We start from the raw sequence: 12430 nt of genomic DNA, 5'->3' as shown, positions 1-12430 counted from the left end.
ATGGAAGAAAAAAAGAAAAAAACAATCGGATTTAATATCATTAAAAGTGATCCGACCGACGGACATGGCGGTTTCGGCGCCGGATCGCTGAGCCTTGACAATATTTCTCCGGTATTTGTCGATGTGGAAGAGAAGGAAGCCTTCGTCGATATCGGCGCCATGCACGCCCGCAGTGTCGTGGAAAAAGGGATCAAATTCCTGCCGAACAAGGATGAAGTGCCGAACGGAAAACCGTACTGGCTCGTGTGGGTCACCATTGACAGAAAAGAAGAAGGCCCTTATTACGCGGGTGTGACGGCTTGTGAAATGACAGTGGACAGAAGTATCCGCAGAGGCTATAAGTCATTGCCGGAGCATGTGAATTTAATGGATAAATCAATGAAGCGCCGCATTATCTTGGATAAAATGGATGACAGCTCAAAGCAGGTGCTTGCTGAATTTCTTCAGAAGCATGACCAAGGGCTCTGGGAACGATCATCTGATGAATTGAAGACGGGTCTGCTTCCGGAAGAAAAATAATTTGTGAACTTTTTGTGAACTTTATAAATATTTGCACTATTTTACATTTTTACTGAGTAAACTGTTGATACAGAATCAGGACATGGAAAGTCCCGAGCCGAACCAAGACTCGGGGTTTTTCATGTTTAGCGGAGGTTTCATCATGTTCACCGTATTTGAAATCGGGCCTTGGGTCATTGAAGCAGATGCGGCGGAAACGAGAAAACAATATGAAAAATCATGGGCTGATCCTTGCGATTGCGGGAGCTGCCGGAACTTTTCCGAGGCGATGAATCTCCTTCCCGCCGAGAAAACAAGGCTGTTTACGCAGTTTGGGATTCGTCCGGCTGTCTGTCACGACTTGGGGGAGCATGGAAAGGAAAACGGCCTGCATCATTATGCGGGCAGTTATCCGATTGTCGGCAGGCTTAGGGAAGGCGGGCCGAAGTTTCATATTGAGAGAGCGGGAGATATCCGCTTTTCATTTTCTTTGCCGAGTACAACATTTTTTATACCGAAGGATTTTCCCGATCCTATTATCCATCTCGACTTTTCACTTTTGCTCCCGTGGGTGCTTGAGGAAGAAGCGGAGTAAAGCCCGGCGCACGATGCACCGGGCTTAGTCTTTTTTGCCGAGCCACTTATCCCACCACTTTCTGCGCGGAGGTTCCTTGCGGGCGGGAGCGTGTTCCTTTTCTTTTTTAGACGGTTCCGGTCCGTAGCACACATCGGCGGGCTCTGTGCCTGCGATAAAATACGTATAATGCTTTGCGGCGCATCCGGGTCCGGAAGTGTAGCCGGAAGCGGGATCGATATAGACGCCCGTGACGCCCTTCGGCGGTTTAAGCGCTATTTCCGGTTCTCCTTTAAGCGCCTTCTCCATAAAGTCCGCCCAAATGGTCTTCGCATAGCTTTTTTCCTCTACGGAATCTATCGTGCTGCTTTTGTCATAGCCTGTCCAAACACCGGCAGCAAGAGCGGGATTAAAGCCGATCATCCAGCTGTCCGCGCTCGTGGTGCCTGATTTCCCGCCGTACGTCCGGGTCAGCCTGTCTGAAATGGTGCGTCCTGTGACGGAAGTATAGCCGTTTAAATCCTGATCAAACATGCCCGTCATCATGCTCGCCGTCACAAATGCGGCTTTTTTATCGAGCGCCTGCTGATATCTGCGCGGCTGTTCATACAAGACATTGCCGGCGGTATCCGTCACTTTTGTGATAAAGGAAGGGGTGATTTGTTTCCCCCCGTTTGCGAGCATCGCGTAGGCATTGACCATTTCAATCGGGCGCACGGGTTCAGTTCCGAGCGCCAGAGACGGAAGGGGTTTTAAATGTTCGCTGATGCCGAATTCCTTCGCCGCTGACACGAGCTTATTCATGCCGAGAAAGAGATGGGTCTTCACGGCATAGATGTTGTCTGATAACGCAAGCGCCTGAAGCAGCGTAATCGGTTTATTGGCGTAGTAGCCGTTGTAATTGCTTGGAGAATAAGTATCTCCATTATCGTCAATCTGAAACTCTGTTTCTTCGCTTTTTATCAGCGTGACCGGAGTAAAACCGCTTTGAATCGCTTTGTAGTATAAAAGCGGCTTGATCGTGGAAGCCGGCTGGCGTTTCGCCTGTGTCGCCCGGTCAAACGGGCTTTTTTCGTAATCACGTCCGCCGATCAGCGCAAGTACGCGCCCTGTTGCCGGGTCTATCGCGGAAAAGCCGACCTGAATGTCAGAGCCGGTACGGATCGTATGTGCCACAGTGTTTTCTGCGATCCGCTGCATGCGCTTATCAAGCGTTGTATAAACACGCAGCCCGCTCGTTGTCAGCTGTTCGCGCGTCATCCCGAGCTTTTTCTCGAGTTCTTTCATCGCATCATCGTAAAAATAAGGCGCCGTTTTTGCCGCGGTTCTGTTTTTCAGCGGCTGATAGGCAAGCGGTGTTTTCTTGAGTTTTTCCGCCTTTTCTTTTGAGATCATTTTCTGTTCGGTCATCAATCGGAGAATGGTTTCCTGGCGCTGTTTGGCCTTCTTTTCACTGATATAAGGCGAATAGCCGGACGGGCCTTTCGGTATGCCTGCCAAAAGCACGGCTTCCGCATCGTTCAGATCTTTGGCGTGTTTGCCGAAATACAGGCGGGAGGCGGCTTCAATTCCGTATGCGCCGTGGCCGTAATATATCGTATTTACATAACCTTCTAAAATCTCATTTTTAGAATAGTTCTGTTCAAGGCGGATCGTATAAAATGCTTCATTCCATTTTCGTTTCCATGTCTTATCATGCTCAAGATAGAGGTTTCTTGCGTATTGCTGGGTGATGGTGCTGGCGCCCTGAACCTTGGCCATTGCTTTTATGTCAGCAAGCGCGGCAGCGGCCATCCGCCGGTAATCAAATCCGTGGTGGCTGTAAAAGTTTTGATCTTCTACCGCAATGGCGGCCTGCACCGCCATCGGATTAATATCTTTTAACCGGACCCAGTAGCGTTTTTCACCGAAATCGGTCTCTCCCAGCTTTGAGCCGTCATTTGCATAAAGAATCGTAGACTGAGGGACCCGGACGGAGGGGGCGCCCTGCCATTTCGCTGCAAGAAGAACGGATGTGAAGCAGACGCCGGCCAGCATTCCGCCGATCAGCGTCAGAAAGATGCAGGCGCGGATGATTTTGAGCGTGATTCTGAGCTGTTTTCCAGATACTTTATCCACTTTTGGGAACCCCCTTTTTCATGATTCTATTATTATGTGAAAAAAGGGGGTTTTTTAAACATATCAAACCGGACACTTCTTTACTTTTTCCCCGCCATCCTCTATACTTTTTCCTTAGGTGAAAATGAGATTTTAACAGGAATAAAAGCGAAACAGACGCTTACAATAAATGAAATAAGCCTTGAAAGGGAGATGACAATTGAGCGAGCTTTGGTATACGGAGAAGCAGACGAAGAATTTCGGCATTACATTAAAGGTGAAGCAAACATTACATACTGAACAGACGGAATTTCAGCATCTGGAAATGGTAGAGACAGAAGAATTCGGAAACATGCTGTTCTTAGACGGAATGGTCATGACTTCTGAAAAAGACGAATTCGTTTATCATGAAATGGTTGCGCACGTACCGCTATTTACGCACCCGAATCCGGAAAACGTCCTCGTTGTGGGCGGCGGAGACGGCGGTGTTATCAGAGAGATTTTGAAGCACCCGGGTGTAAAAAAAGCGACGCTTGTCGACATTGACGGCAAGGTCATTGAATACTCTAAAAAATTTCTTCCGTCCATTGCGGGCAAACTTGATGATCCGCGCGTCGACGTAAGAGTCGATGACGGCTTCATGCACATCGCGAAATCAGAAAATAAGTATGACGTCATCATGGTTGATTCAACAGAGCCGGTCGGGCCAGCCGTCAATCTGTTCTCAAAAGGCTTCTATGCCGGAATTTCCAAGGCGTTAAAAGAAGACGGCATCTTCGTCGCGCAGACGGACAACCCGTGGTTTACGCCGGAACTGATTACAAACGTACAGCGTGACGTGAAAGAAATCTTCCCGATCACCCGCCTGTATACGGCCAATATCCCGACGTACCCAAGCGGTCTGTGGACATTTACAATCGGTTCTAAAAAGTACGATCCGCTTGAAGTGGAGGACAGCCGTTTCTTCGATATCGAGACGAAGTATTACACGAAAGAGCTTCACAAAGCGGCATTTGTTCTTCCGAAATTTGTGAGCGACTTAATCAAATAAAAATGTATGGCGCAGGAGCGAATCTTGCGCTTTTTTACAGGAAAGCGAGGGTTTTATCATGAGATTTGATGAAGCTTATTCAGGAAAAGTATTTATCGCAAGCCGTCCCGACTGGAAAGAGGCGGACGCCATCCTTTACGGCATGCCGATGGATTGGACGGTCAGCTACCGCCCGGGCTCACGCTTCGGCCCAAACAGAATTCGCGAGGTGTCTATCGGTCTTGAAGAATACAGTCCGTATCTCGACCGTGATCTGGCTGATTTGAATTTCTTTGACGCCGGCGACATTCCGCTTCCGTTCGGGAATCCGCAAAGAAGCCTTGATATGATTGAGGAATACGTGGACAGCATTTTAGAAAAAGGAAAGTTCCCGCTCGGCATGGGAGGGGAGCACCTTGTGTCATGGCCTGTCATGAAAGCCATGTACAAGAAGTTTCCGGACCTTGCCATCATTCATTTTGACGCGCACACTGACCTGCGCACGGATTATGAAGGCGAACCGCTTTCCCACTCTACTCCGATCCGCAAAGCGGCCGAGCTCATCGGGCCGCAGAACGTATTTTCATTCGGCATCCGTTCCGGAATGAAAGAAGAATTTGAATGGGCGAAAGAAAACGGCATGCACATTTCTAAGTTTGAAGTGCTTGAGCCGCTGAAAAAAGTGCTGCCGCAGCTCGCGGGACGTCCTGTTTACGTCACCATTGATATTGACGTTCTTGACCCCGCTCATGCGCCGGGAACGGGCACGGTTGACGCAGGAGGCATCACGTCTAAGGAATTGCTCGCCTCCATTCATGAAATCGCGCGCTCAGAAGTCAACGTAAAAGGCGCTGACCTCGTAGAAGTCGCACCGGTCTATGACCACTCAGAACAAACCGCAAACACGGCAAGCAAGATGATCCGTGAAATGCTGCTTGGGTTTGTGAAGTAGAAAGAAAAAACCCGGAATAATAGGGCAGAAGAAGCCTTTGTTCCGGGTTTTTGTAATAGAATCTATCTCTTGAATAAAAAAACTCAAGGGGATTGTTGCAAACCTAGAGTGAAATCTTTCATTATAAATTCAGATCATTGCACGTTCAGATATATAATAATGAGGAGTTAAACTATTCGTTATTCCTGCTGATACTAATAGCGTACTCACAGCAAAACAGACTATAAGTAATTTATACTTCAATTTCATATAAATTCACTCCTCCTTCGATCTGTTGTCTGGCTTCTTCAACTTTTAAAAAGTAGACAGAAGCTTTTTTATATTCTTCTTTTGTGTAATAATATTTAGCTACATCAAGGGCTAATTCCTCAATATCAGCATACATCAATTTACTTTCAAGAAAATGCAGACAATCATTTATTAATATATCTCTTGGATTCGGCTCGTATAAATATTCCAAAAATTTAAATTTCTCCTCGTAAATTATATCCTCTATTTCCTTACATATTGAGACACCTTTTTTATGATAATCGTACGCGTTATCTATATTTTCCAACTTATAATAAATCTGTGTAAGTAAGAAGTAGGGCTGCGGAAGTGAGTGAATCATTTGAGCTTTTTCAAAAACAGCTATGGCTTCTTTTAAATGAGGAATGGCTTCATCTTTATTGTTTTGATTATTGTAGCATAAAGCGATGTTAAAAAGTGTTCTCCCCATTAATTGAGGCTGCTGATCCAGTTCAGCCATCGTATATGCTTTTTGAAAGTGGGATATTGCATGATCATATTGCTTTACATCAAGATAATTAGCGCCGAACAAAGAATGGCACTGAGTCAACCTAATGCTATAATTCTCCCCATTTTTATAAATTAAATAAGCTTGCCGCGCATAGTCCATTGAAACATAAGTTTGTTTCATATAGTAATAGACTTCTGACATCTTAAAGTAAAATTCCGCTTTTTCTATCTGATCTGTAACGTACGTCAATTTGCTTTCAGCTTTCTTAAAAAACTGAATCGCTGAAAGATACTCACGGCATTCCAGCTCATACATCCCCCGGAAAAAATTAAAATAATAATCAAGGCGTCCGGTCAGCCGGGCCTGCTTTTTATCAATATCCGCGAGCAGATCGGATAGTCTCGGCTGTTCTTCTATCCGCTGCGATTCCAGCGGTTCGAGGTATTCGAGCATCAGATTGTGGCGGAATTCCATGAGAGAATAGTACAGATGAAGATCCTGGTCATCTTCCAGGCTTGCAAGCTCTTCTTTGATTTCTCTCCGCAAGTACTCGGCGTCCGGGATGCTGAACCTTCGAATGTACATATACCATTCGTTGATTTTTTCTCCAACCGCTGAAGACGATACAACACTCGCCACTATTCCGAATCCCTCCCTTCCACGTTATGTATATGACATATTTTATCATTTTCATTCGGAAGGATAACGCAAAAATACCGCAAACTTTTCCCCTTTGACAAAGCCGTCCGCCGAAGGAACCGCATTTATCCCGCAGCCTAGGATTTCCGGTTTTTTCATTTTCCTTAAAAATCATGTTTATCTTCAAAACCAATCAGCAAAGATGGTAAGATAGGAGGAAGCGGTTGAACTTTTTCCCTTGAAAACTTATACTATTCAGGTTAAGCGGGATGATGAAAAGGAAGTGTCAGCATGAGACAGGAGACACCAGTAGCCATTCATGTGCAATCATTCATTCATAACGGCTCCGAAGAAGAGTCGGTTGAATTTACATCGAGTGGATTCTATTACGTGAGAAACGGCAAAACGTATCTTTCCTATCACGAAGAGCATGATTTGGGCAAGATTAAAACGGTCGTCAAGATCACAGAAAAAGAGATTCTCGTAATGAGATCGGGCGCCATCCAAATGAAACAGCGGTTCATTCCGGGGGCATCGACACTCACTCAATATAAACTGCCGTTCGGACAAATGGAGCTCCGTACGGAAACGAAAAACATTCAATCTGATGTCGGCGGTTCGGAAGGCTCCGTCAAACTGACATATAACATGACTGTAGGCGAAAACCAAGAACATGTACATAACATGACGATCCAATATAAGGAGGAAACAAAGGCATGAACATTGCGGAACAAATGAAGGACGTGCTGAAGGAAGAGATCAAAGCGGCCGTTCTGAAAGCGGGCCTGGCGGAAGAAAGCCAGATTCCAAGCGTACTGTTAGAAACACCGAAAGACAAAACACACGGTGATTATTCCACAAACATGGCGATGCAGCTGGCGAGAATCGCAAAAAAAGCGCCGCGCCAAATCGCCGAGGAGATCGTGGCGTCATTTGATAAAGGAAAGGCTTCCATTGAAAAAATGGATATTGCGGGGCCCGGCTTTATCAACTTTTACATGAACAACAGCTACTTAACAAAACTGATTCCGTCCGTGCTTGAAGCGGGTGAACATTACGGTGAGACAAACGTCGGACAGGGCGAAAAGATTCAGGTTGAATTCGTGTCCGCCAACCCGACGGGAGATCTTCATTTAGGCCATGCGCGCGGCGCGGCGGTAGGTGACGCGCTGTGCAGCGTGCTTTCTAAAGCGGGCTATGATGTGAGCCGCGAATACTATATTAATGATGCGGGCAACCAGATTAACAATCTGGCGCTTTCCGTTGAAGTCCGTTATTTTGAAGCGCTCGGTCTCGAGAAACCGATGCCGGAAGACGGCTACCGCGGTGAAGATATTATCGCTATCGGGAAAAAGCTTGCCGAAGATTTCGGCGACCGCTTCGTACATGAAGAGGAGAGCGAACGCCGGGCATTTTTCCGTGAATACGGCTTAAAGTACGAGCTTGATAAACTCCGCTCCGACCTGGAGAATTTCCGCGTGCCGTTTGACGTATGGTATTCTGAAACGTCACTATATGAAAACGGAAAAATTGATCAGGCGCTCGAGGCGCTTCGCGAAAAGGGCCATGTATACGAAGAGGACGGCGCGACATGGTTCCGTTCCACAACGTTCGGCGACGACAAAGACCGCGTGCTGATCAAAAAAGACGGCTCATACACTTATCTGCTGCCGGATATCGCATACCATAAAGACAAACTTGACCGCGGATTCGACAAGCTCATCAATGTATGGGGCGCGGATCACCACGGCTATATTCCGCGTATGAAAGCGGCAATTGAAGCGCTCGGTTACAAAAAAGGCACATTGGAAGTCGAAATCATTCAGCTCGTTCATTTATATAAAGACGGCGAAAAAATGAAGATGAGCAAACGTACGGGGAAAGCCGTCACGATGCGTGATCTGATTGAAGAGGTCGGTCTTGACGCGGTCCGTTATTTCTTTGCGATGCGCAGCGCTGATACGCATATGGATTTTGACTTGGACCTTGCCGTATCGACATCTAACGAAAACCCTGTGTATTACGCGCAATATGCACATGCCCGTATTTGCAGCATGCTTCGCCAAGGGGAGGAGCAAGGACTTAAACCAGCGGCGGATCTTGATTTCAGCCATATTCAATCAGAAAAAGAATATGACTTGCTGAAAACAATCGGCGGCTTCCCTGAGGCAGTGGCAGAAGCGGCGGAAAAACGAATCCCGCACCGTGTCACAAACTATATTTATGATCTGGCTTCCGCTCTGCACAGCTTCTACAACGCGGAGAAAGTCATCGATCCAGAAAATGAAGAGAAAAGCCGCGCACGCCTTGCTTTAATGAAGGCAACGCAAATTACGCTGAACAATGCGCTTCAGCTGATCGGCGTATCGGCTCCGGAAAAAATGTAATGATGATGAAAGGACAAAGTCTTCGGGCTTTGTCCTTTTTTTATGGGTAAAACGTGTGATGTATTTCACAATCCTGTTTGCCGGGTTTTTGTATGATAAGACTGATATTGAATCATTGAAAGGGGCAAGCCGAATGATCAATCGTCAACATATTCAATTATCGTTACAGTCATTAAGCTTGGTGGCAGGATTTATGGTGTGGGTGCTGATTTCATCACTCATTTCTCAAATCACATTAGATATTCATTTGAGCAAAGGCGAGATCTCTTTGGTGACGGCGATTCCCGTTATCCTCGGGTCGCTTCTCCGCATTCCTTTAGGGTATTTAACGAACAGGTTTGGCGCGCGGCTGATGTTTATGATCAGCTTCATCTTGCTTTTGTTTCCTGTGTTTTGGATCAGTATCGCAAACTCTCTGTTTGATTTAATCGCAGGCGGTTTTTTCTTAGGGATCGGGGGAGCGGTGTTCTCCATTGGGGTGACATCCCTTCCGAAATATTATCCGAAAGAAAAGCACGGTGTCGTCAATGGGATTTACGGAGCCGGAAACATCGGAACCGCCATTACCACTTTTGCGGCGCCGGTTATCGCTCAGGCCGCGGGATGGAAAGCAGCCGTGCGGATGTATCTCGTTTTGCTGGCTGTTTTCGCATTGCTGCACGTTTTGTTCGGCGACCGGCATGAGAAGAAGGTCAAAGTCTCCGTAAAAACCCAAATCAAAGCCGTTTACCGAAATCATGTGCTGTGGTTTTTGAGCATGTTTTATTTTATTACGTTTGGGGCTTTTGTCGCCTTCACTATCTATCTGCCGAACTTTCTGGCAGAGCACTTTGGACTGAGTCCGGCGGATGCCGGTTTGCGGACGGCTGGCTTTATTGCCGTATCAACGCTGCTCAGGCCAGCAGGTGGATTTCTGGCTGATAAAATAAGCCCGCTTCGCATCCTGATGGTTGTTTTTGCGGGACTTACATTATCAGGAATTATCTTATCGTTCTCACCGACGATCGGCCTTTATACGTTTGGGACATTAACGGTGGCGGTCTGCTCAGGTATAGGAAACGGGACCGTTTTTAAACTCGTGCCTTTCTATTTTTCGAAGCAAGCGGGTATTGCAAATGGTATTGTGTCTGCCATGGGCGGATTAGGAGGATTTTTCCCTCCTCTGATTTTGGCGAGTGTATTTCAGGCAACAGGCCAATACGCGATTGGTTTTATGGCGCTTTCGGAAGTGGCGTTAGCCAGCTTTGTCCTTGTCATATGGATGTATTGGCAGGAAAAAATGAAAACGCACACGGAGAGAAACAGTCAGAGCCTCAATTAACACTGGGGCATTCACAAGATTGTTAATTTTTTCTCGATGGGTACAAATCAATTCACGTTACAATAAACATACGCAACGTGATTTTCTTCGAGGTGAGCTCATGAATTTTCTCTCTGTTCGACCATCTGATAGTGATTTTATCTCCAGCGATCTCCATGAATTGCTGGAATCAATCAGCACGAAAAGAAAAATGGAAAAACACACGTATTTGTTTCGGGAAGGAATGGATGCAGAAGAGCTTTATCTGATTCAATCAGGGCTCATTGAAATCGGCAAGCTGACATCTGACGGAAAAGACCTGACGCTTAGAATCTGCCAAAAGCATGATATTGTCGGGGAATTAACACTTTTCACCGAAGAGCCAAGGTATATGCTCAGTGCAAAAGTGCTGGAGGATGGCGAGGTGCTCGTCATTAATAAAAACAAGCTCGAAAAGGAATTAATCCAAAACGGTGCTTTGACATTTGAATTTATGAAATGGATGAGCACCCACCTCCGGAAAATCCAGTCCAAAATCAGGGATCTGCTTCTTCACGGCAAAAAGGGAGCGCTCTACTCCACCCTTATCCGCTTATCAAACAGCTATGGGGTGGAACGAAGCGACGGCATTCTGATTAACATTGTGCTGACAAATCAGGATTTGGCAAAGTTTTGCGCGGCGGCACGGGAAAGTGTCAACCGTATGCTGGGAGATCTCCGAAAACAAGGGGTTATTTCAATAGACGAATCCGGAAAAATTATTTTGCACAAGCTGGACTATTTGCGATGCGAGATCGAGTGTGAAAATTGTCCGCTGGAGATTTGCAATATTGACTGAAAAAACAAGGACACCGCTGTCCTTGTTTTTTTATATAAACATGCACATGACGGCAAAAAAGAAGCTGGCATTCACGATTTCCAAAATGCCGATCGTTTTCGCGGGCCAATCTCTTCCATGAAAAAACCATGCCCGCAAGCTGCTTGGAATAAAAGCAAAAAATGCCCATCCTGCTCCGAGAAGAGCGGATAAAAAGGGGAGCAGCAGGTGATAACCCCATGACCAGTATGCAAATCCTCTGTTTCTTTTCTCCCGGATGACCGACTTCACATAAAAGGAACTCCCGATAAAAAATAAAGCAGATTGAGAGAGAATAAACCAAGCCCAGCCGTCAAGAGCCCCCGTCCCCAGCCAGCAGCTCGCAAGCCCGCCTGAACAAAAGAACAGAACTCCCGCCATATCATTCACGAGCGCCCGTTCGTTTTTTCGGCGGGCAAAATACATATGGATGAGGAACAGCGGCACTAAAGTAACGCCAATCCAGATGAGCGGCGGCTTATGAAAAACAGAAATGATCAAGAAGCAGCAAGCCGGAAAACCGTAAACATATATCCACTTTTGATAGGGCTTGAGTTGTCTCTTTTTCAAGGCGAGCGTAACGGGATAAACCGCCAAGTAAAGGAAAAGCCAGCCTAGGAAGAGCGGAATATGCCAGAGAACGGGACCGCCCTTGACCATCCCGAGTAAAAATGGAATCAGCAGCATGGCCCATGCGCCGTGCTGCTTCGGAACAAGCACCTTCATCGAAACCCTCCTTTTTTATTTGATTCTAAATGCAGTCATCCTTCCGGTAAGTGACATTCATCATACAAGCTGTGAAATATATCACTGCTGCACAGGCTCAATCGAGCTACACTAAAGCTATCCTTAACACAGGAGGCTTTCCTATGAATCAGTGTGACTATTTATTATTTCTGAAACAACTTCCCATGTTTAATGAAGTGCCTCTATCGATTGTGGAAACCTTGCTAAAAAACGGAACGTTTATCCGCGGCTCATCTGATCGGTCTCCATCCTTTCTTCATTCTCAATCCGTTTATATTGTATTAAAAGGCAGTGTCCGTTTTATGGACAGCAGGCTCCCTGAAGGCTCGAAAACCGTTGCGCTGTGGGAAAAAGGCGATGTGTTTCCGATTGATGAAAAAGGCGGGCTGTATTTATCGCCTTTTATCAAAGTCAATGCCACTTCAGACATTCTGATTCTTAATATCCCTTATTGCATATTTAAAAAAATGATGTCTTACCATCCGCGGCTGCAAATGAATTTTTTGGCCATGCTTCAGCAAAACGTCTTTTGTTCCTATCAATTATTTTTGCGGTATCTGCATACATCACAAGATGAAAATGCCGAGCCCGGTTCTTAAATAGAGCCGGTT

Annotated in this window: 13 protein-coding genes; 9 read left to right on the top strand and 4 right to left on the bottom strand. The window is 46.2% G+C overall.

The genetic code is table 11. The features are described from left to right. Window positions 1-519 carry a YwhD family protein gene (locus tag ACXN9U_RS17420; RefSeq protein WP_060964020.1) on the top strand — a complete coding sequence of 173 codons (519 nt, stop codon included), beginning with the start codon at window positions 1-3 and terminating at the stop codon, window positions 517-519. Window positions 520-661: 142 nt separating this feature from the next. Then, entirely contained in the window at window positions 662-1093 is a 432-nt protein-coding gene (locus tag ACXN9U_RS17415; protein ID WP_060964021.1) for a hypothetical protein, read from the top strand. Window positions 1094-1117: 24 nt separating this feature from the next. On the opposite strand, the gene ACXN9U_RS17410 is transcribed toward ACXN9U_RS17415, so the two are convergent. Next, on the bottom strand, window positions 1118-3190 hold the full coding sequence (locus tag ACXN9U_RS17410; RefSeq protein WP_489201966.1) for a transglycosylase domain-containing protein: 2073 nt from the start codon (window positions 3188-3190) through the stop codon (window positions 1118-1120). Window positions 3191-3389: 199 nt separating this feature from the next. On the opposite strand from ACXN9U_RS17410, the gene speE reads away from it, so the two are divergent. After that, window positions 3390-4220 carry a spermidine synthase gene (gene speE, locus ACXN9U_RS17405; RefSeq protein WP_489201965.1) on the top strand — a complete coding sequence of 277 codons (831 nt, stop codon included), beginning with the start codon at window positions 3390-3392 and terminating at the stop codon, window positions 4218-4220. 58 nt (window positions 4221-4278) lie between these two features. Further along, entirely contained in the window at window positions 4279-5151 is an 873-nt protein-coding gene (gene speB, locus ACXN9U_RS17400) for an agmatinase (protein ID WP_099743984.1), read from the top strand. 129 nt (window positions 5152-5280) lie between these two features. Here speB and ACXN9U_RS17395 read toward each other — a convergent pair whose 3' ends face one another. Both ACXN9U_RS17395 and ACXN9U_RS17390 read right to left on the bottom strand, forming a co-directional pair. Then, window positions 5281-5400 (bottom strand): PhrC/PhrF family phosphatase-inhibitory pheromone, encoded by a 120-nt coding sequence (locus tag ACXN9U_RS17395; protein WP_115996635.1) that lies wholly within the window; start codon window positions 5398-5400, stop codon window positions 5281-5283. Next, window positions 5384-6529, bottom strand: coding sequence for a response regulator aspartate phosphatase (locus ACXN9U_RS17390; protein ID WP_489201964.1), 1146 nt, complete (start codon window positions 6527-6529; stop codon window positions 5384-5386). Before ACXN9U_RS17390 ends, ACXN9U_RS17395 begins: the two co-directional genes overlap by 17 nt. A gap of 291 nt (window positions 6530-6820) precedes the next feature. Here ACXN9U_RS17390 and ACXN9U_RS17385 point away from each other — a divergent pair, with 291 nt between their 5' ends. The 4 genes from ACXN9U_RS17385 (at window position 6821) to fnr (ending at window position 11054) form a co-directional block, all read left to right on the top strand. Next, window positions 6821-7249 (top strand): YwiB family protein, encoded by a 429-nt coding sequence (locus ACXN9U_RS17385; RefSeq protein WP_003151069.1) that lies wholly within the window; start codon window positions 6821-6823, stop codon window positions 7247-7249. Continuing rightward, window positions 7246-8916, top strand: a complete 1671-nt coding sequence (gene argS / locus ACXN9U_RS17380; protein ID WP_438420844.1) for an arginine--tRNA ligase — start codon at window positions 7246-7248, stop codon at window positions 8914-8916. The genes ACXN9U_RS17385 and argS overlap by 4 nt, the downstream gene beginning before the upstream one ends. Window positions 8917-9049: 133 nt before the next feature. Next, the gene (gene narK / locus ACXN9U_RS17375) at window positions 9050-10237 is read left to right on the top strand and encodes a nitrate transporter NarK (RefSeq protein ID WP_489201963.1); all 1188 of its coding nucleotides are present in this window, start codon (window positions 9050-9052) and stop codon (window positions 10235-10237) included. A gap of 100 nt (window positions 10238-10337) precedes the next feature. After that, entirely contained in the window at window positions 10338-11054 is a 717-nt protein-coding gene (gene fnr, locus ACXN9U_RS17370; RefSeq protein WP_060964027.1) for a fumarate/nitrate reduction transcriptional regulator Fnr, read from the top strand. 30 nt (window positions 11055-11084) lie between these two features. Here fnr and ACXN9U_RS17365 read toward each other — a convergent pair whose 3' ends face one another. Beyond that, complete coding sequence (locus tag ACXN9U_RS17365; RefSeq protein WP_060964028.1) at window positions 11085-11798, bottom strand: YwiC-like family protein; 714 nt, start codon at window positions 11796-11798, stop codon at window positions 11085-11087. A 143-nt stretch (window positions 11799-11941) separates the two neighbouring features. Here ACXN9U_RS17365 and arfM point away from each other — a divergent pair, with 143 nt between their 5' ends. Then, on the top strand, window positions 11942-12418 hold the full coding sequence (arfM, locus tag ACXN9U_RS17360) for a Crp/Fnr family transcriptional regulator ArfM (protein ID WP_060964029.1): 477 nt from the start codon (window positions 11942-11944) through the stop codon (window positions 12416-12418). Window positions 12419-12430: the final 12 nt, after the last annotated feature.

This window comes from Bacillus sp. BACIII (assembly GCF_057836745.1).
Note: the sequence above shows the minus strand (reverse complement) of the source record. Positions and strands in the feature narration are given on the sequence as shown.

Coding starts and splice junctions, on each gene's coding strand:
- ACXN9U_RS17420 (WP_060964020.1), top strand. CDS start 1: ATGGAAGAAAAAAAGAAAAAAACAATCGGATTTAATATCATTAAAAGT.
- ACXN9U_RS17415 (WP_060964021.1), top strand. CDS start 662: ATGTTCACCGTATTTGAAATCGGGCCTTGGGTCATTGAAGCAGATGCG.
- speB (WP_099743984.1), top strand. CDS start 4,279: ATGAGATTTGATGAAGCTTATTCAGGAAAAGTATTTATCGCAAGCCGT.
- ACXN9U_RS17395 (WP_115996635.1), bottom strand. CDS start 5,400: ATGAAATTGAAGTATAAATTACTTATAGTCTGTTTTGCTGTGAGTACG.
- ACXN9U_RS17385 (WP_003151069.1), top strand. CDS start 6,821: ATGAGACAGGAGACACCAGTAGCCATTCATGTGCAATCATTCATTCAT.
- argS (WP_438420844.1), top strand. CDS start 7,246: ATGAACATTGCGGAACAAATGAAGGACGTGCTGAAGGAAGAGATCAAA.
- narK (WP_489201963.1), top strand. CDS start 9,050: ATGATCAATCGTCAACATATTCAATTATCGTTACAGTCATTAAGCTTG.
- fnr (WP_060964027.1), top strand. CDS start 10,338: ATGAATTTTCTCTCTGTTCGACCATCTGATAGTGATTTTATCTCCAGC.
- ACXN9U_RS17365 (WP_060964028.1), bottom strand. CDS start 11,798: ATGAAGGTGCTTGTTCCGAAGCAGCACGGCGCATGGGCCATGCTGCTG.
- arfM (WP_060964029.1), top strand. CDS start 11,942: ATGAATCAGTGTGACTATTTATTATTTCTGAAACAACTTCCCATGTTT.